Origin of the sequence: Myxococcus sp. CA023, assembly GCF_010998615.1 — a bacterium.
Taxonomy (GTDB): domain Bacteria; phylum Myxococcota; class Myxococcia; order Myxococcales; family Myxococcaceae; genus Myxococcus.
Genome location: NZ_JAAEAH010000046.1, coordinates 48,094 through 67,219, shown reverse-complemented (window position 1 = coordinate 67,219; position 19,126 = coordinate 48,094). Strand labels below are relative to the sequence as shown.

The window sequence follows — 19,126 nt, the reverse complement described above, 5'->3', positions numbered from 1 at the left end:
CGTCCTCACCCGCGCGCACGCGGCAGCACCACGGTGAAGGTGGAGCCCACGCCCAGCTCGCTGCTCACGCTGACGTGGCCGCCCATGGCTTCCACCACCTCGCGGACAATCCACAGCCCCAGGCCGACGCCGCTGTAGTCCCGGCCGGACACGGCGCGCTCGAAGCGGTGGAAGAGGCGGGGCAGGTGCTCCGGCGCGATGCCAATGCCCGCGTCGCGCACGTCCAGGCGCACGTGGGCCTCGGTGCTGGACAGCGCCACCTGGACGGGGTTGCCCCGCCCGTACTTCATGGCGTTGGACACCAGGTTGGTGAGCACCTGGTCCAGTCGCAGCCGGTCCCAATGGCCGTGGGCCTCCAACGTCAGCGTCAACGTCAGGCGCGTGCCCGCGCCCACCAACTCCGGCTCGAAGCGCTCCGCCACTTCGCGGACCAGTGCGCCCAGGTCCACCGGCTCCGGGTTCAGCTCCAGCCGTCCGGCGTGGATGCGCGACACGTCCAGCAGCGCGTCGATGAGCTTCGCCTGACGCTTCGCCTGCCGGCCCACCAGGTCCAGTCCCCGGTGCAGCCGCTCCCGGGGGACGGCGTCCGGTGAGCGCTCCAGCGCGCTGCGCAGGTTCTGCACCTGGAGCTGGAGCGCGCTGATGGGGGACTTCAGCTCATGGCTGGCGATGGCCAGGAACTCCTCGCGCGCGCGGATGGCCTGACGCGCCTCGTGGTACTGGCGCGCGTGGTTCAGGGCGAGTGACGCCCGGCGCGCCAGCTCCCGCGCCACTGCCATGTCCCGCGCGTCGAAGGTCCGTCCGGTGCGCGAGAAGACAAGCGCGGCGCCCTTCCGCCCCGGCCACGCCAGCGGCACGCCCAGCCAGGACGGCGGCTCCGCGTCGTGCAGCGCCGGCTCTCCGGACGCGATGATTCGCGACACCGCGGCTTCGTCCGGGACGAGAGGCGTACCCGCATCAAGGGGCTCCCGCGCGTCCAGGCCCGCCGATACCACGCATCGCACCTCGCCAGGGGCATCCTCGAGGAACACGCGGCAGGAATCCGCGCAGCCAGGCACGGCGAGCCGCACCAGGTGCTCCAGCGTCGCGTCCTGCTCCAGGCTGGAGCCGAGGACTTCACTGGCCTCCGACAGGAACCGTCGGTGGGCATCGCCCCGGCGCCGCTCGGTGACGTCCACCAGCATGCCCAGGCACTGGGCGGGACCGGTGGTGGACGGTGGCATGGGCGCCGCCCACAGCTCTACATGGAGGGGCGTGCCATCTCGCCGGTGGAGCTCCAGCTCCAGGCAGGGCGGCTCCAGGCCCTGTGTGGCCTGCTCCTGATGGCGGCGGAACTTCTCCCAGCGGGCGTCGGTGGCCCAGGGGGCGCGGTGGCCAAGCACGTCCTCCCGGCTCCAGCCGAAGAGCCGCTCGGCGGCGGGGTTCCACAGCCGCACCGTGCCATCCACGTCCATCAGGTGGATGGCCAGGGGGGAGACCTGGACGATGGCTTCCAGCATCGCTGGACCTCGTGCTCCGGACCGCCGGGCTTCTGCCTGACCAAGTGCCGCCAACATCGTCATCGAGTCCCCCCACCCATCGTGTTGCATGGGAGCATGGCTGTAACGGGGCGAGGAGCGTCCCTCCGGGCAGGGCGACCGTGCCGTCGCGAATGTCGAACATCCCTGGCCTGGGAGTGTTCGTTCCGGACGCACTCCCCGCCCTAGGGCACTGTGACGCCGAGGCGGGGATGCGTCAGGCACACAAGGGAATACTCCGGGCGCAACACGGTGGCGGTTGCTCCAGGCCCGGGTTCAGCTAAAGCGCGGCTTCGTGAAAGCGACCACCACCGGAGTGCCGGGCGGCGAAGACGTCAAAAAGGGCCCGGACACCTTCAAGCGCTCGGCGCTGCTGGCCCTCGGGGCCTTGGGCATCGTCTACGGCGATATCGGCACGAGCCCGCTGTATGCGTTACGGGAGTGCTTCACGGGGGCGCATGGGATTCCGCCGACGCCCGCGAACGTGCTGGGGGTGCTGTCGCTCATCTTCTGGTCGCTCATCATCGTCGTGTCGGTGAAGTACCTGCTGCTGGTGATGAAGGCGGACAACCGGGGCGAAGGCGGCATCCTGGCGATGATGGCGCTGGTGATGCAGCGGCAGCGCGCGCAGCCGTCCCACCGGTCGCGTCCGGTGTTGATTACGCTGGGCATCTTCGGCGCGGCGCTCCTTTATGGAGACGGCATCATCACTCCGGCCATCACCGTGCTCAGCGCGGTGGAGGGCCTGCATGTGGCCACGTCCGTTTTCGACCCCTACGTCATCCCCATCGCCCTGGTCATCCTGGTGGGGCTCTTCCTGGTGCAGCGGCACGGTACCGCGGACATCGGCGCTGTCTTCGGTCCCGTCATGTGCGTCTGGTTCCTCACGCTGGCGGGGCTGGGCGTGAAGGAGCTGGTCCACAACCCGGCGGTGTTGGGGGCGCTGTCGCCCTGGCACGCGGTGGAGCTGTTTCGCCACAACCACCTGCATGGCTTCCTGGTGCTGGGCGGCGTGTTCCTGGTGGTGACGGGTTGTGAGGCCCTCTACGCGGACATGGGCCACTTCGGCCGCAAGCCCATCCAGCTGGCGTGGTTCTCCATGGTGCTGCCGGCGCTGATGCTCAACTACCTGGGGCAGGGGGCGCTGCTGCTGCGCGACGCGAGCGCCGCGCGCAATCCCTTCTTCCTGCTGGCGCCGTCCTGGCTGCTGTACCCGCTGGTGGCGCTGGCCACGGTGGCGGGCGTCATCGCCTCGCAGGCGCTCATCGCGGGGGTGTTCTCCCTGACGCGCCAGGCAATGCAACTGGGCTACAGCCCTCGCATGGAGGTGGTGCACACCTCGGCGGAGGAGATGGGGCAAATCTACCTGCCCGGTCTGAACTGGGCGCTGCTGGTGGGCGTGGTGGCGCTGGTGCTGGGCTTCCGCTCCTCCAGCGCGCTGGCGTCGGCGTATGGCATCGCGGTGTCCACGGCCATGGTCATCACCACCCTGATGGCCTACGTGGTGGCCCGGGAGCTGTGGGGCGTGCGGCGGTGGGTGGCCATTCCCGTGGTGGGCCTGTTCCTGACCGTGGAGCTGGCCTTCTTTGGCGCCAACGCGGTGAAGGTGGCGGACGGCGGCTGGTTCCCGCTGCTGATGGCTGTCGTCGTCTTCACGCTGATGACGACGTGGAAGCGGGGGCGCGACATCCTGGCGGCCAAGCTGCGTGCGTCCAGCATCCCCCTGAAGGAGCTGCTGGGCAGCTTCGGCGACCACCCTCCGGTGCGGGTGCCGGGCACGGCCATCTTCATGACGGGCAACGCGGAAGGCACCCCGCCCGCGCTGCTGCACAACCTCAAGCACAACAAGGTGCTGCACGAGCAGGTGGTGCTGCTGACCATCCTCTCCGAGGAGCTGCCGCACGTGCCGCACAGCGAGCGCGTGGAGGTGGAGCCGCTGGAGCAGGGCTTCGTGCGCGTGGTGGCGCGCTACGGCTTCATGGAGAACCCGGGCATCCCCGACGTGCTGAAGCGCTGCCGTGAGAAGGGGCTCCAGTTCCAACTGATGGGCACCAGCTTCTTCCTGGGGCGGGAGACGCTGATTCCCACCAAGCGCCCGGGCATGGCCGTGTGGCGCGAGGCGCTGTTCGCCTGGATGAGCCGCAATGCGCGCAGCGCCACCGCGTACTTCCGCATCCCGCCCAACCGGGTGGTGGAGCTGGGCGCGCAGGTGGAGTTGTAGCCCCGTGAACGCCTGAGCCAGGGCGGGTGTGCTTCACCCCATCTCTGCCCTTGACTCTTTGCGTTGAATAGCGATTCTGTGCTCTGGGCTGCGCCTCCCTGCCACATTTGCGTCCGATTTTACCTCTCGGACGTAAAATTACGACAGGAAGCAACAAATCGGACCGTATGCCGATAATCATTTTCGTCCGCCGGAATTTGTCTTCTGTCGGCGGAACGAAGCTCGGCATCTCGAAAACTGGTGTCCCCCGGCACCCCTCGTCCGAAATCAGGTCAGTCCATGCTCCTCGACATTGCGCCCTCGTCCGCTAATTCCGCTGTTGCCCCTGTTTCTGCCTGGGCTTCGTCGGAGCAGACGCTGGAGACGCTGTCGGGGCTGGCGCCGCACACGCTGCTGACGCATGCGGACCTCTACCCGCGCATCTGCGTGCGGGACCCCTACTACGCCCTCAAGGACGTGACGGTGATGTGGGAGGGCGAGGTGGTGGCGCGCATCCCGGTGCAGCAGGACCCGGACGCGGAAGCGGGCCCCATTGGCCTGGGTGAGGCGGGGCGGCACCTGGCGATTCTGGGCTCGTGCGCGTCCGCGCTGATGTCGCCCAAGGATGGCCAGCACTTCTACCTGGCGTGCGGCGCGCGCGGGCAGTGGCTGCGCCCGGAGCCCATGGCCCGCGCCACGGACCTGCTGTGGGGGCTGGCGAAGGCGGAGTTCACCGGCCGCCGCACGGCCACCGCGCACACGCTGCTGTTGCTGCCGGACGGCACGCCGTTCTTCCGCCTGGAGGTGGACTACAACGTGCTGTCCGCCGCCGCCTTCACGCGCCTGTTCGGCGAGGCCCGGGTGGACATGCGCCGCGAGCCGCGCCGCGACGAAGGCGTGCAGCGCACCCCCGAGGAGTGGGCGAAGCTGCGGCAGAACCCCTACAGCAAGCCGCTGGCGCTGCGCGACTGGCGGCCGGATGGTGAGAGCCTGTCGGCCACGCTGGGGCCGGTGACGGCGGAGATGTGCAAGGGGCACTTCGCGCTGCACCCGGTGATGCCGGTGGCCGTGGTGGCCAGCGGGATGACGCGCGTGGCCACCACGCTGCTTCGTCGGCTGGAAGGCGCGCCGTGGGCCCGCTGCATTGCGAAGGACGTGCGCCTGAAGGCGGACACCCTGGCCTACGCGGGCCAGACGGTGACCTTCGGCGCCGCTCGCCGCTCGCACGATGGTGACGCGCACACCTTCACCTGCCAGGCGTCGGTGGGCGAGCGCGTCGTCGCCGAACTGGACGTCACCTACACCCGCGTGGACTGAGCGCCGCGCCTCAAGCCCACTGGATGTCGTAGTCTGCGCTGTCGATGCCTCGCGGCGTCGCGCGCGCGGTGCCTTGCAGGCCCAGCACCTTCAGCGCGCCGGTGAGGATGCCCTCATGGTAGGCGGGCGGCAGCATGTCCCGGCGCATGTGCAGCGTGCCGGAGGTGGGGCCGGTGGGCACGTAGTCGCGGCTGCCGTAGCTGACGGCCGCGCCGTAGCCCATCTGCACGCCCGCGAAGAGCTTCTGCGGGTCCCCGCGGGAGATGATTCCGAAGATGAGCATGCCCGGCCCGGTGGAGAAGCGCGTCACGTCCTTCTCGCCGCAGGCGTGGAAGACGGCGTCCTCGGGGCCCAGCAACGGCTCCAGCGCGTCCGCCGCGCGGTAGAGGAGCGTCAGGAAGTCCCGCGCCGGGTACGTGAGCAAGTCCGTGTACGCCGCGCCCAGCGCCCCCTGTCGTACCGTCTCCAGCGCCGTCAGGCCCGCCTGCTGCTGGACGAGGCTGAGCACCGACTTGAAGAACAGCCCGCGCACCGAATCACCGGGGTGCACGGCCGCGAGCCGGGCCTCGAGCTCCGCCTTGTTGGACGGCATGGCGCGCCTCCTCACACCTCGTCGAGCAGCACCGGGGCGAAGCCCGCCGCGTCACACGAGGCCAGCACGTAGCGTACGCCGCCGCGCTCGCCCGTGAAGCCCGCGGCGATGCCGGCCGCGTGCAGGTGGCCATAGACGCACACCTTCGGTCCGAAGGCTTCAATGGGCTCGCTGAAGGCGGTGGCCTTCTCGTTCGCGTACACCGGCGGGAAGTGCACGGCCACCACGCGCACCAGCGGCGTGGCGCTGGCCGCCTCCTTCTTCTTCGCGTCCTCCATGGAGGCCGTCAGCCGGCGCGTCTCCCGCTCCACGTAGCCGGTGTCCGCCGCCTCGTCCCCCATCTCCCCACCGGGCATGGGCGGCGCCTCCGGCGCGGTCCACAGCCGGCTGCCCGCAATCACCCACGGGCCCATGACGACGGCGTTGTTGTGGAGGAAGCCCTCCAGGGTACGGAAGGGCTCCAGCAGCTTGCGCAGCTTGGAGGCGGAGTCGCCCCACCAGTAGTCGTGGTTGCCGCGCACCAGCACCTTGCGGCCCGGGCGCGCGTCCAGCCACGCTAGGTCATCCATCACCTCGTGGGCCCGCGTGGCCCAGGAGATGTCCCCCGCCACGATGACCACGTCCTCCGGAGCCACCCGCTCATCCCACGCGCGCTGCAGCGGCAGGGGGTGCTCGGACCACCCGAAGCGGTGCATGTCCTTCTGTCGCGTGGAGGGCAGGTGGGTGTCGCCGATTCCGAAGAGCCGCATGGCCTCCTCATAGCGGAAGCCCTCGCCCCTGTCGGCCCCCTCGTCCTATCTCCTGCATCCGGTGTCACGCCAAAAGGTGGGGAGGACTGGAAAGGTAGTAAAGTGTTTTTACGTAGGGCTGTCTCGAAACACGTCAGTGCGACATCGGCTGGCCAATCCGAGGCCTTGGTTGTCAGGGCTTACATGTGCGTCATTCCTGATTCCAAGTGGTTGGACTGTCGGGTGGCTGGGTTCGAGGGCGGATTTCTTGACGGGCAGGTGGAGCATTCATGCTCCACCTGCGGTCGGGAAAAAGAGGTGCTCCCTGGGAGCGCGTGGCTGGCATGCATGGTGCTCAGGCGTGGCCCCCTGCGCCGCCCCCGTGGGACGGGGGCGACCGTGGAGCTGCTGACCCCCCTTCAAGGAGTTTCCATGCACGTGTTGCGCAAGACGTTCGCGGTGACGGCCGCGGCCATGGCCCTGGCGGCCTGTGGTCCCCAGCCCGAAACGTCTCCGGAAGAAACGGCACCTGAGTCGCAGGTTCCCGCAGGCGCGGTGGACGACGCCGCCCGCGCGGTGGCCGACGCGGCTCGCCGCACGCCCAACGAACTGGACGCGCAGTTCACGAAGGCCGCTGGTGAGTTCAACGTTCCGGTGAGCCTGCTCAAGGCCATCTCCTACGCGGAGACGCGCTGGGAGCACGTCCGCGGCGAGGAGGAGTTCGAGGGCCGCCCGGCGGCCTTTGGTCTGCTGGCCCTGCGCGGTCAGCTCATCACCGACGGCGCCGCCCTGGCGGGTGTGTCCGCGGACGCGGTGCGTGACGAGCCGCTGGCCAACCTGCGCGCCGGCGCCGCGCTGCTGTCGAAGTACGCCGACGAGGCGGGCATCGACCGCGCGGACCTGGGCGCGTGGGCCCCGGTGGCCGTGCGCCTGACGGACATCTCCGACCCGGACATCCAGGCGCACTACATCCACAACGACGTGTACTCGGTGCTGCGCGAGGGCGCGGGCGCCTTCACGCCGGCGGGCAAGGTGGCGGTGTCGCTGGATGCCACCCAGGTCGAGCCGAAGTTCGCCCTGCCGAAGATGCAGGCCCTGGCGGCCGGTCCGGACTACGCGGCCTCCATCTGGCGCCCGTCGCCCAACTACAACGCGCGGCCCGCTGGCATCGGTCAGCAGATGGTCGTCATCCACACCTGTGAGGGTGGCTACTCGGGTTGCTGGAGCTGGCTGACCAACTCCGCCGCGGGAGTGAGCGCGCACTACGTGGTCAACGAGAGCGGCACCGAGGTGTCGCAGCTGGTGCGTGAGTCGAGCCGCGCCTGGCACGTGGCCGCCGCCTACCGCAGCAGCCTCAACGGCGGCGTCAAGTCGAACCTCAACGGCCGGTCGACGAACGACTTCTCCATCGGCATCGAGCACGGTGGTTACGCCAGCTCGGCCTCGTTCTCCACGGGGATGATCAACACCTCCGCCAAGCTGACGTGCAACATCACCCGGGACCAGGGCATCCCGCGCGACAGCTACCACATCGTGGCGCACGGCCGGCTGCAGCCGGAGACCCGCACGGACCCGGGCCCCAACTGGCCGTGGTCCACGTACATCAGCAAGATCCGCAGCGAGTGTGGTGACGGCGGCGGTGGAACGAACCCGGTCATCGTCGTGGACAGCAACAACGCCAACAACGACTCCAGCAAGGGCTACATCGCGGTGCCGTCCAGCTGGGCGCGTGGCACCAGCGCCGGCTACTACGGCAACGACTACTACTACGCCTCCACGCAACCCGTCTCCGAGCCGGCGGTGTTCCACTTCCACATGCCTGCGGCGGGCAGCCGGACCATCCAGGCCTGGTGGGTGCAGGGCACCAACCGCTCTCCCGCGGCGCCCTTCATGATTACGCACGCGGGCGGCAACAGCACGGTGACGGTGAACCAGCAGACCAACGGCAGCAAGTGGGTGACCCTGGGCACCTACAACTTCAACGCCGGCTGGAACAAGGTGCAGCTGAGCCGCTGGACCACCGAAGGCTACGTCGTCATGGCGGACGCCCTCCGGATTCAGTGAGGTGGTGATGCGGGGCCTTGAACGGCTTCAACGTTCCTGGCCGTGGCGGGCGCGGTGTCTGACCGCGCTCGCCGTGCTCGGTGTCGGATGTTCCGGCCGGTGTGGCGGGACGTCCGGCTCCGGGCCGCTGTCCAAGGAGGAGGCTCGCTCCATTCCAGGCGCGGTCATCTTCTTGTCGGAGCGGGCAGGGCGGAAGGATGTCTGGAAGGTGAGTCCGGAGGGTGTGGAGACGCAGCTGACTCGCGGCGAGGAGGACGTGTACCCCGGTCCCCTGTCGCCGGACGGCAAGTCGCTGCTCGTCATCTCCGCGGCGGAGGAGGACGGGCTGCACCGCCAGCAGATGCGGGTCCTGCCGCTGGATGGCAAGAGCCCGGCGGTACCGCTGCACCCGCCCCGGGCGCGTGCGCGCAACGCGAGCTGGGCGCCGGATGGCACCTGGTTGGTGGCCGAGTCCGACGCGGAGGGCTTCAGCGACGTGGTGCGCCTGGAGCCCCGCGAGGGCGTGCCAGAGGTGCGCCTCACGCAGGTGCCACAAGGCTGCTTCGAGCCGGCGGTGTCTCCGGATGGCAAGGAGGTGGCCTTCGTGTGCAGCCGCGAGGGCGACCCTGAAGTCTACGTGGCGAACGCGGACGGCAGCGGTGAGCGCCGCCTCACCTTCTTCCACCATGAGGACCGCACGCCGAAGTGGAGCCCGGACGGCCAGTGGCTCGTCATCGTCAGCGATCGCGAGCGCAAGGACCGGCTGTACTTCCTCCGTCCGGACGGTTCGGACCTGCGCGCCGTGTCGGGCGAGTCCTTCGTGGGCGACGAGCGCGAGGCCGCCTGGAGTCCGGACGGGCGGCGGCTGGTCTACGTGAGCCGTCTGCCGGATGGGAACACCCGCATCTGGATGGTGCCGGTGGCGGGCGGCGCGCCGGTGGCCCTGACGGACGGCAAGCACCGGGACGACATGCCCGCGTGGAGTCCGGACGGGAAGTACCTGGCCTTCGTGTCCGAGCGCCAGGGCGACACGGACGTGTTCCTCATGCGCGCGGATGGCAGCGGGCAGACGCGCCTGACGACCGCCAAGGGGCCGGACTGGCTGCCGCGCTGGGCGCCTACGCGCTGACGGCCGAGCCGTCTCCCGCCGCCGGGTCCTGGCCATCCGGGACCTGGGGCGGGAGGGGGTTCGCGCCGGGCGGGGCCACGGGCAGGCTGAAGCTGAAGGTGGAGCCCCGGCCGGGCTCGCTCTCCACCCAGATGCGCCCGCCGTGCGCTTCGATGATGAGGCGGCTGATGTACAGCCCCAGCCCCAGGCCCTTCGAGTCCGACGCGCCGCTCTTCTGCGTGCGGTAGTACTTGTCGAAGACGTGGGCGGCGTCTTCCGCGCTCAGCCCGGGGCCCAGGTCCTTCACCGACACCACCACCTGTCCCGGCTGGAGCTGGGCGCGCACGGTGATGGGCTGCTTGCCGGGGCTGTATTTGGCGGCGTTGCTCAGCAGGTTGGCCACCACCCGCTCCAGCCTCGCCGCGTCCATCCAGACGGGGGGCAACGCGCCTGGGACTTCCAGGTGGAAGCGCTCGCGCACGTCGGGGGCCACGTCCCGTTCCATCACCTCTTCCAGGAAGCGCGCCAGGTCCTGGGGCTCGCGGCGCAGCGTCTCCCGCCGAGACTCCAGCCGCGAGCCTTCCAGCAGGTCCTCAATCATGGTGCTCATCCAGGCCACGCTGCGCTGGATGGACTCCGTCATGAATTCCTCCCGCTCCAGGTTCCGCTCGCGCAGGGCGCGTCGCAGCAGGCCCACGCGCAGGCTGATGGTGTGGAGCGGATTGCGCAGGTCGTGGGAGATGAGGCTGACGTATTCCTCGCGGAGCCGGTCCAACTCGTGGCGCGTCGTCACGTCCTGCGCCGTGGAGACCACGCCGCGCACCTTCCCGCTGGGGCCGAAGACGGGGGCCGCGGTCATCAACACCGGCAGCCGGCTCCCGTCGGGGTGGATGATGAGGAACTCCTCGGGCCCCGCGAGCTGGCCCGTGAGCAGCGCGCGGACGATGGGCACGTCCTCCCTGCGGACCGGCTTGCCGTCGATGGTGAGCACAATGGGGTTGATCCCCGTCATCTCCAGCGACACGCCCTTCAGCGGACGCCCGAGCAGTTGCTCCGCGACGGGATTGGCCACCAGCCCGCTGCCGTCCGCCTCCGCGAAGACGATTCCCACGGGCGTGTGGTCCAGCAGGGCCTGCACCTGGCTGCGCTGCATCTCCGCTTCCTCACGGGCACGCTGGACCCTGGCGAGGTACCGCTCCCGCTCCGTCACGTCGCGGACGACGGCGAGCACGCTGGGACCCTCCGGGCCTGACACCGGGCTCAGCCGCACCTCCAGTGACAGCGGGCTGCCGTCCTTGCGGCGGCCTTGGATGGCGCGCTCGCCCAAGCCGGTGTCCAGGCTCCGGCCACCGAAGAGCCCTTCGGGGACCAGCACCTCCACCTTGCGTCCCAGCAGTTCCTCGCGCGGGTAGCCGAACACCCGCTCCGCCTCCGTGTTGACGAAGCGCAGCAGGCCTTGCGCGTCCACCGTCAGCAGCGGCGCGGGGGTGGTCTCCAGCAGGCCCCGGTAGCGCGCTTCGGAGGCCTCCAGCGCCGCGGTGGCCTGTTGGCGGTGGGCTTCAATGTGGTCCAGGGCCCGCGCGGACAGGAGCACGAGCGCCGCGCCGCCCGCGCTCACGAAGGTAGCGAAGATGGGGAGCTTCGCCTCCAGGTTGATGGCGCGCACCTCGTGCAGGACCATCAACACCATGCCCAGCACCGAGGGGCCGAGCAGCGTCACCGGCACCAACCGGCGCGCGAGGAAGCCGCCGAGCGAGTCGCGGGTGATGCGGCTCATCAGCCCCAGCCCCGGCCGTGCGCAGAGCGTGCCCACCGCCAGCAGCATCAGCGTCAGCGCGGTGGGCAGGCCCATGCTGCGCTCGGCGAGGAAGGGCAGGGTGCCCACCGTCAACAAGGGGCCCATCAACAGGCCGTTGAGGCCCAGCGTCGAGCTCACCAGCGACAACACGACCAGCGTGTCGCGCAGCCGGACGGAGTGGCTTCGCTCCGGGAGGGCCAGGGCCACGCCCAGCAGCGTCAGGCAGGTGGCGGTGAGGGGAGAGGGCCGAGGGAGCACCGAGGCGTGTCCATCGAGCAGGCGCAGCATGACGCGATCCATCCCCACGTCCCAGCCGGTGATGTCGCGCAGGAGACTCACCGCGCCGATGACCACCATCACCAGCGCGCAGGCGGTGGCCGTGGGTTCCTGATGGCGGAACGGGCGGGAGCGCAGCCGCAGGCCCAGGGCGGCGCCGCCGAAAATCATGGCGAAGCCCGTCACCGGCGTCATGGGGATGCCGGCCACGCCGGGCCTCAGCATCTCCACGTCCCAGGCCCAGCCCAGGAGGTACAGCGCGCCCACGAGCGGGGCGCCCAGCGTCGCGAGCCAGGCGATGCCGCGGGCCATGGCTGCGCTCCGACGCTGCGGCCTCCAGCACTCGTTCATCGTGGCGTCCCCCAGGAACGCACAGGGCTCCTCCCGTGACGCACCGGCCCGCAGCCCCCGGTCGAGACGCTCCAGTGAGAGATGCGTCGCGCCCTTGCTTCCGGCATCGGACGCGAGTGCGGCGCAGTGATGGGTGCGGACGGCGGGGGCGCCGCCAGTCATTGGCTCGGGCCGTGCGCGCCTCCGTCGGAACATGGGGGCGGCCAGCGCGCGGGGCAGCAGGCCCCGAGCAGCCGAGTCGCGAGCGGAAGGCCGGGCGCCGCGCTGTCTAGGGAGGCGGGTGGAGGCCGGGATGGACGGTGAGCACCAGCCCCCAGCCCGGCGCTACGCCCACGTTGCGTGGCACGTAGCCGTCCGTGCCCGTGACGGACAGGAGGAAGGCCTCCGCGTCCACGCCCGAGTGGACGTAGACGAACAATCCGTCCGGGCCGGTGCCCTCCTGATTCGCTCCCTGGAGGTCGGCGGTGGGGTAGTAGATGCGACCGGCCAGTGCCTCGACATCGGGGGCGACCTTCGCGCCAGCGACGGGATGGCCGCTGGCATCCACCACGCGCCCCAGCACGAAGCCGGCGTCGCGCAGGGTGGCCGCCCGGTTGTCGGTGTGGCCCCGGATGGCGCTCTCCCCCACGGCGACGCTGAGCGCGTCATGGAAGGCCTCCGGCAGCGCCCACACGTGCGCGCCGATGATGTCCGTGCGCGGCCGGGCACCGGTGAATGCGGAGTCGTAGACGACGGTATGGGCGGGCACCAGGCCCGCGGCCTCCGCGCCCACCGCGAGGCTCAGGTGCATCTCCCGCACCGCCACGTCGCGCACGGTGAAGGCGCCATCCGCGGCGGCCGGCGCGGTGCCGAAGGTGGCGTTGGCGTCATTCACCGCCAGCCGCAGGGGCTCCGCGGCGGTGAGGGGCGCTCCCTCCAACGAGGGCAGGGGCAGTCCCCGGGCATCGAGCAACCGCCGGGCCTCGGGGAGCAGGTCCACCGTGCCGCTGACACCAATGCGGAGGTTGTCCAGGTCCACGGCCTCGGCGTCGTCGGTCTGCACGCCAGGGGCGGGTGTGTAGTCGCCAGGGCCGCAGCCCAGTGAGAGTCCCAGCACGGCACATGGAACCATCAGGAGAGGACGCATCATCGCGGGAAAGCTCTCCACGGCCTCACGTGGCGGCAATCCACCCCACGCTCCGTCCGTTCCCTGGTCGACGCCGCGGTGGTGCTGGCCATGGGGCTGGGGGGCGCCGCGCTGTTCGAAAAACATCAGCGCCGCGCCCCGGAGTGGGACGCGGCGCCGTTCATGTGGAACCCAGGTGTTGTCGAACCGTCACCCGCCTCGCGGTGTGGCCCGACTCAGCGCCAGCGGCCGTTGCCGCCGGAGGAGGACGACGAACCCGAGCGGCCGGACGGAGGCGCGCTGGACCCCGAGGAAGAACTCCCGCTACTGCTGCCACCGCGTCCCCAGCCGCTGCCGCTGGAGCCCGAGCCCGAGCCCGAGCTGCCGCTACGGTTGCTGCTGCCGCTGCTGCCGCTGTTGCCGGAGCTGCTGCCACCGCGTCCCCAGCCGCTGCCGCTGGATCCCGAGTTGCTGGACCCCGAGCTGCTGGAGTTGTTGGACCTGGAGCTCCCGCTGCTCCCGGAGTTGCCGCTGCCCCATCGGTTGCCGCTGTCGTTGTCGCGCGAGTCGTCGTCCTTGGGCGCGGCGTTGTTCGTGGTGCGCCCCGCGGGAGGGCTGCTCCGGCCGCTGCCGGAGTTGTTGCTGGGCGCGACGTTGTTCGAGGTGCGCCCCGCGGGAGGGCTGCTCCAGCCGCTGCCGGAGTTGTTGCTCGAGGTGCGTCCTGAGGGAGGGCTGCTCCAGCCGCTGCCGGCGTTGTCGCTCTGGCCACGCGACGGCCGGTGGTTGCCGCCCGAGTTGGAACCGCGCGGCGTGGTCCAGCGCGTACCTCCCGGGGGCGGCCGGGTGCCGCTGTACGTGTTGCCAGGCACCACGGGGCGGTTGGAGGGGCGCGTCGCCGGGCGCACGTAGCCGTAGCCCGCGGAAGCGCTGTGCGTGCGGCTCCACACGTAGCCGCGGTTGCGCTCGTAGCGGTAGATGCTGCCCGTGCTCGGGTAGTAGTCGTGGGAGTGGCGCCCGTGCATGTTGCAGAGGCCGCCGTGCGCGTGCGGGTGGTCGTTCCAGTACCAGACCACCGACGGGCCACTGTAGTAGTACGCGTCGTCCGAGTAGACGTAGTACGTCGTGGTCGGCTCGTAGTCGTGGACATGCACGTGCGAGTACGGGCACCAGCCGCCGCCGAAGTCATCGGGGATGGGGTGGTCGCTCGAATAGCTGTACTCGATGACCTGAACCGGGGCGTGGTGCCGCGCCGGACCGTGGACGTGGGCGACACAGCCAGTGCCCATCATCAGGGCGAGCGGAACGGCGAGGGCGAGCAGGCGGCGCATGTGGTGACTCTCCTGGGCGGAGTGGACGGCCGGGCCGTCCACCTTGCGGCCACGAGAGGAAGACGGCCGGGCGTGGAGAAAATTCACGCCCGGGTGCAGTCCCGCCTTCGGCCACTCGCCAGCCCCAGGATAACGCCCTTCGTCCTCTGGTGGACACCGCCTGGGTGGTGTAGGGGGAAATGTGCGTGCCGCCTGTCCCGGAAAGGTGAGCAGCGGCGCGAGGGGAGACGCACCATGGCGGAGACTGAGTTCACTTCGGGCGCGAGCTGTCCGCTCCACCCGGGATTCGATGCGGTGGGCACCTGCTCCCGCTGCGGCAATTTCATGTGCCGCACCTGCGGCGAGGGTGGCTCGCAAGCCTGGTGCCCGGCCTGCCGTCAGCGCGAGGGCGTGGGGCAGGCCTTTCCGCTGACGCGCGAGAACTGGAGCGTCTCCGGGCTGATGGACCTGTCCTGGAATGCGTTCAAGCGCGAGTGGGTGATGCTCTGTGTCGGCGTGCTCATCTTCCTGGCGGGCTCCTTCGCCGGGCAGGTCGTCTCGCAAGGCTTCTCGATGGTCGGTGGCGCGACGGGGAGCACCGTCATCACCGTCCTGGGCTTCTTCATCGGGATCATGGGTTCCTACGCCATCCAGGGCGGGATAACGCTGGGCTTCCTCCGGATGTGCATGGACGTGCTCAGCGGCCGGCGCGCGGACCTGGGGCGGATGTTCAGCCAGTTCGGCAAGATTCCCACATACCTGGGGACCCTGTTCCTGTCCTTCCTGTTGATGCTCCCGCTCCTGTTGCTCATCGTCGTGGTGGCGCTGGGCGCGGGGCTGGCGACTGGCACCGTGTCCTGGTCGGAGCTGGTGGCGCTGATGGACCTGCCTCCCTCGGAGCTGGACGCGGCCGTGGCGCCCATGTTGCCGGGCTTCGCGGTGATGGGGGTCGTGGCCTTCGCGCTCTACGTCTTCCCGGGCGGGTGGCTCCTCACGCCGCTCATCCTGATGCAGCCGGAGCTGGCCCGGACCGAATCGCCCGGCGCCGTGGAGACGCTGCGCCGCTGCTTCGCCTACTCGCGCGGTGAGCGCCTGCCCATGATTGGAACGGTGCTGCTGGGGGGCTTGCTCGCCACGGTGAGCGTGTTCCTCTGCTGCGTGCCCGTGATTCCCGCCCTGGGCTTCTTGCAGTTGCTGATGGCCGGGCTCGTCATGGCGCTCAGTAACGGCGCCGAAGAGGCCTGAGCCTTCCCTCCACATGGGGCCTTGCGCGCCCGGCGCGCGCAGTGCCTCCGGAAGGGGGGGCTCAGTGCACCACGCGCTCGGGTGAACCCGAGCGGGGCACCGACACCTTGCCCAGGCACGCGAGGATGTGCTCGCGGTACTCGGCCAGCTCACGCAGGCCGCACAGCATCCACCGGCCGCCGATGACGAGCGTGGGCACGCCCCGCACGCCACGGTGGGTGGCATCCCGGTGCTCGTCGAGGATGAGGCGGCGCGTCTCCTCCGAGCGGAAGGCCGCGGAGAATTCGTTCATCGCCAGGCCCACGCGCGAGGCCAGCTCGAACACCACGTCCGGGCGGGATACGTTGACGCCCTGCTCCAGCGCCGCGCGCTGCATGGCGCGGGCGAGGAACGCGCGCGCCTGCGGGCCCTGCAGCCGCGCCGCTTCCAGTGCCGCCAACGCCGGCACGCTGGTGCGCGGTGGATCTCCCCCGAGCCACAGGTCCGTGGACAACATGCGCGCGGCGGCATCCGGTTCTCGCTGTGCGCGCTCGACCTCCTCCACCAACGCGCGTTGTTCGCGCGCCGTGGGCAGCACGTCATGGACGCGCAGCGGATACGGCCTGACGCTCCAGCGAACGGCTTCGCCCAGCTCCTGGCGCAAGACATCGAGGCGCAGGTCGGCGAGGTAGCACCAGGAACACAGCACGTCCTGGTAGACGGTGATCTGCAGCGGCTTGTGCAGCGTTTTCATTTGAGGGCCGCCAGATTAGAGGGCCACCCGCGTCGCTGCCAACTCCTCAGGACACGCGGGCCACGGAGGCATTCCTGTGTTCCTGAGGAGCATGCAAGGTGCCTTGCCCCGGCTGTGTGTCTGCTTGAAAGCAGGCGAGCAACCTCACGTGACCCGGGTTCGCGCTCACCCGGCGCGCTTCGCCTCGGCGTACTTCAGCGCGTGGTCGATGATGGCCCCTGCGATGTCCATGCCCGTGGCGCGCTCCAGGCCCTCGAAGCCCGGGCTGGAGTTGATTTCCATCAACCGGGGGCCCGCGTGGCCCTCCAGCATGTCCACGCCCGCGACCTCCAACCCGACGACGCGCGCGGCCCGCACAGCTGCTTCCGTGTAGGGCGCGGACAGCTCGATTGCCTGCCCTTCGCCGCCGCGGTGGATGTTGGAGCGGAACTCACCGGACTTGGCCTTGCGCCGCATGGCGCCCACCACGCGGTCACCCACGACGAGGGCCCGCACGTCCCGTCCCTCGCTCTCCGCGACGAACTCCTGGAGCACGATTTCCTGTCCCAGGTCCCAGAAGGTGTCGAGGATGGTCTGCACCTCCGGCAGCGTGTGGGCAATCATCACGCCCACGCCCTGGGTGCCCTTGATGAGCTTGATGATGACGGGCAGCCCGTTGACCTCCTCCACCAGCCGGCGCACGTTGCTGCGGTCGTGCGCCATGACGGTGCGGGGGATGTCCAGCCCGGATCGCGACAGGTACTGCAGCGCGCGCAGCTTGTCGCGGCTGCGCGCGATGGACGTGGGCGGGTTGAGGACGGGCACGCCCATCATCTCGAAGTGGTTCACCACCGCCAGGCCATAGGCGGTGATGGACGCGCCGATGCGCGGCACCACCACGTCCACGCCACGCACCTCCACGCCGCGATACGTCATGCGCGGTGCGTCTTGCGCGAGCAGCAGGCAGCAACGCAGCGTGTCCAGCACCAACGGGCGGTGGCCCCGCGCGCGGATGGCGGCCACCAGCCGCCGCGTGGAGTACAGCGCGCGCTTGCGGGACAGGATGACGACCGTCTTCTTCGCGTGCCCTCGCCGTGGGGCCCGTTCGGGACGGTCGGGTGCCTGGGACCCGGTCAGGACCGGGACCTTCTTCGGCTTCACTTTGCGCGGAGGCATGGGCGGGGCGTGAGAGCCTAGCACGGACGCCCGCGAGGGGCGGGCCTCGTGGGGGGCCTTTGCTATCCTCGTGCGCAGATGAGTGCTCCCCCTCTGCACCCTGACGACATCCACACCAGTCCCGGCGACGTCGGACAAGACCTGAACCACTCTCCGTTGTTGGGCGAAACGCTCGTGGTGGACCCGCGCACCACGGTGAAGCTCCACAAGTGCCGCCTGGCCGTCACTTCCGGACCGGACACCGGCCGCTCGGTGGTGAGCGACAAGGAGCGGCTGCGCTGCGGCGCGCATCCAGGCAATGACCTGGTGCTGGTGGAGGACCGCACCGCCAGCCGTCACCACTTCGAAATCCAGTTCACCGAGCGCGGCTATCTGCTGGTGGACCTGGGCTCCACCAACGGCACCTTCCTGGATGGCCGGCGCATCGAGCGGGCCTACCTGTCACCGGGCTCGCAGATTCGCGCGGGCTCGTCAGTGCTGACCTTCGCGCCACTGGATGAGGAAGTCACCATCGAGCCCGACCGCGAGGGCGAGCTGTGCGACATGGTGGGGCAGAGCATGAAGATGCGGCAGATATTCGGCCTCATCAAGAAGATCGCCCCCATGGGTGTGTCCGTCATCATTCAAGGTGAGACGGGCACCGGGAAGGAGCTGGTGGCACGCGCCATCCATGAGTTGTCCGGCCGCACGAAGGGGCCCATGGAGGTGCTGGACTGCGGCGCCATTCCCCCCAACCTCATCGAAAGCGAGTTGTTCGGCCATGAGAAGGGCGCATTCACCGGCGCGGTGAGCAGCCGGCCAGGCGCCTTCGAGCGCGCGCACGGGGGCACCATCTTCCTGGATGAGCTGGGCGAGCTGCGGCTGGACCTTCAGCCCAAGCTGCTGCGCGTGCTGGAGAACCATGAAGTGCGGCGCGTGGGCGGCAACGACGTCATCGAGGTGGACTGCCGCGTCATCGCCGCCACCAACCGCGACCTGATGAAGGAGATACAGGGCGGCGGCTTTCGCGAGGACCTCTACTTCCGTTTGTCCGTCATCACCATCCAGCTGCCGCCGCTGCGACAGCGCCGCGACGACATCCCCCTCATCCTCAAGCGCGCGCTCGCGGACCCGGAGGTGGTGGGCAAGCACGGCAAGAAGCGCTTCTCCGCGGAGTCCCTGGGCCTGCTGATGTCGTATTCATGGCCCGGCAACGTGCGTGAGCTGATGAACGTGTTGTCTCACGTCCTGACTTTCAGTGAGGGCGAGGAGATTCAGCCCGCGCACCTGCCGCCCCGCGTGCGGGGACAGGTCCGCGAAGGGCCGCTGCCCTTCAACGAGCACCTCTCCTTCAAAAACGCGAAGGAGCAGCTGCTGGAGAACTTCGAGCGCGAATACATCACCAGTGTTTTGACGCGCTGCGAAGGAAACCTGTCTCGCGCAGCGCGTGAGAGTGGGCTCCATCGGAAGTCGATTGAACGGTTGGTAAAAAAGTACCAACTGGATACAAAGGGGATGAAGTCACGTTAGCCCCATGAGTCAGCGGTGGATGCTGTAACTCGGTTGTTTCACGCCAGAAAAGCGCGTTTGTCGCAGAGCCGTGTTCTCCTGTTCGCGATGCAAGGAACGCCCCGTCAAGTTGACGTATGTCCGATCTGGACTGAATTCCCGG

The 19,126-nt window shown here is 69.7% G+C and carries 14 protein-coding genes; 6 read left to right on the top strand and 8 right to left on the bottom strand.

The features are described from left to right. Nucleotides 1-5 precede the first annotated feature (5 nt). Nucleotides 6-1,499: a PAS domain-containing sensor histidine kinase gene (locus tag F8M74_RS20905; RefSeq protein ID WP_141254007.1), complete on the bottom strand. Its 1,494-nt coding sequence runs from the start codon at nucleotides 1,497-1,499 to the stop codon at nucleotides 6-8. A gap of 277 nt (nucleotides 1,500-1,776) precedes the next feature. Between F8M74_RS20905 and F8M74_RS20900 the strand changes: the two genes are divergently transcribed. After that, the gene (locus F8M74_RS20900; protein ID WP_141254008.1) at nucleotides 1,777-3,738 is read left to right on the top strand and encodes a potassium transporter Kup; all 1,962 of its coding nucleotides are present in this window, start codon (nucleotides 1,777-1,779) and stop codon (nucleotides 3,736-3,738) included. Nucleotides 3,739-4,017: 279 nt separating this feature from the next. Beyond that, entirely contained in the window at nucleotides 4,018-5,034 is a 1,017-nt protein-coding gene (locus F8M74_RS20895; protein WP_216619958.1) for a hypothetical protein, read from the top strand. A gap of 10 nt (nucleotides 5,035-5,044) precedes the next feature. Here F8M74_RS20895 and F8M74_RS20890 read toward each other — a convergent pair whose 3' ends face one another. Both F8M74_RS20890 and F8M74_RS20885 read right to left on the bottom strand, forming a co-directional pair. After that, nucleotides 5,045-5,626, bottom strand: a complete 582-nt coding sequence (locus F8M74_RS20890; protein ID WP_171410238.1) for a TIGR02265 family protein — start codon at nucleotides 5,624-5,626, stop codon at nucleotides 5,045-5,047. An 11-nt stretch (nucleotides 5,627-5,637) separates the two neighbouring features. Beyond that, nucleotides 5,638-6,375, bottom strand: a complete 738-nt coding sequence (locus F8M74_RS20885) for a metallophosphoesterase (protein ID WP_140786784.1) — start codon at nucleotides 6,373-6,375, stop codon at nucleotides 5,638-5,640. A 183-nt stretch (nucleotides 6,376-6,558) separates the two neighbouring features. Between F8M74_RS20885 and F8M74_RS20880 the strand changes: the two genes are divergently transcribed. Both F8M74_RS20880 and F8M74_RS20875 read left to right on the top strand, forming a co-directional pair. Next, nucleotides 6,559-8,418, top strand: coding sequence for an N-acetylmuramoyl-L-alanine amidase (locus F8M74_RS20880; RefSeq protein ID WP_141254011.1), 1,860 nt, complete (start codon nucleotides 6,559-6,561; stop codon nucleotides 8,416-8,418). Between the two features lie 7 nt (nucleotides 8,419-8,425). Further along, nucleotides 8,426-9,526 carry a PD40 domain-containing protein gene (locus F8M74_RS20875; protein ID WP_141254012.1) on the top strand — a complete coding sequence of 367 codons (1,101 nt, stop codon included), beginning with the start codon at nucleotides 8,426-8,428 and terminating at the stop codon, nucleotides 9,524-9,526. On the opposite strand, the gene F8M74_RS20870 is transcribed toward F8M74_RS20875, so the two are convergent. The 3 genes from F8M74_RS20870 to F8M74_RS20860 all read right to left on the bottom strand — a co-directional run bounded on the left by F8M74_RS20870 (nucleotide 9,516) and on the right by F8M74_RS20860 (nucleotide 14,363). Then, nucleotides 9,516-11,891, bottom strand: a complete 2,376-nt coding sequence (locus F8M74_RS20870) for a PAS domain S-box protein (protein ID WP_228565828.1) — start codon at nucleotides 11,889-11,891, stop codon at nucleotides 9,516-9,518. The genes F8M74_RS20875 and F8M74_RS20870 overlap by 11 nt on opposite strands. Before the next feature lie 307 nt (nucleotides 11,892-12,198). Next, the gene (locus F8M74_RS20865) at nucleotides 12,199-13,182 is read right to left on the bottom strand and encodes a carboxypeptidase regulatory-like domain-containing protein (protein ID WP_141254014.1); all 984 of its coding nucleotides are present in this window, start codon (nucleotides 13,180-13,182) and stop codon (nucleotides 12,199-12,201) included. Between the two features lie 89 nt (nucleotides 13,183-13,271). Beyond that, complete coding sequence (locus F8M74_RS20860) at nucleotides 13,272-14,363, bottom strand: hypothetical protein (RefSeq protein ID WP_153881044.1); 1,092 nt, start codon at nucleotides 14,361-14,363, stop codon at nucleotides 13,272-13,274. A gap of 234 nt (nucleotides 14,364-14,597) precedes the next feature. Between F8M74_RS20860 and F8M74_RS20855 the strand changes: the two genes are divergently transcribed. Then, entirely contained in the window at nucleotides 14,598-15,587 is a 990-nt protein-coding gene (locus F8M74_RS20855; protein ID WP_141254016.1) for a hypothetical protein, read from the top strand. A 61-nt stretch (nucleotides 15,588-15,648) separates the two neighbouring features. Here F8M74_RS20855 and F8M74_RS20850 read toward each other — a convergent pair whose 3' ends face one another. After that, complete coding sequence (locus tag F8M74_RS20850; protein WP_141254017.1) at nucleotides 15,649-16,320, bottom strand: DsbA family protein; 672 nt, start codon at nucleotides 16,318-16,320, stop codon at nucleotides 15,649-15,651. 165 nt (nucleotides 16,321-16,485) lie between these two features. Beyond that, nucleotides 16,486-17,475: a RimK family alpha-L-glutamate ligase gene (locus F8M74_RS20845; protein ID WP_141254018.1), complete on the bottom strand. Its 990-nt coding sequence runs from the start codon at nucleotides 17,473-17,475 to the stop codon at nucleotides 16,486-16,488. Between the two features lie 78 nt (nucleotides 17,476-17,553). On the opposite strand from F8M74_RS20845, the gene F8M74_RS20840 reads away from it, so the two are divergent. Beyond that, a complete protein-coding gene (locus F8M74_RS20840; RefSeq protein ID WP_171410239.1) occupies nucleotides 17,554-18,984 on the top strand; it encodes a sigma 54-interacting transcriptional regulator in 1,431 nt (476 codons plus the stop codon). Nucleotides 18,985-19,126: the final 142 nt, after the last annotated feature.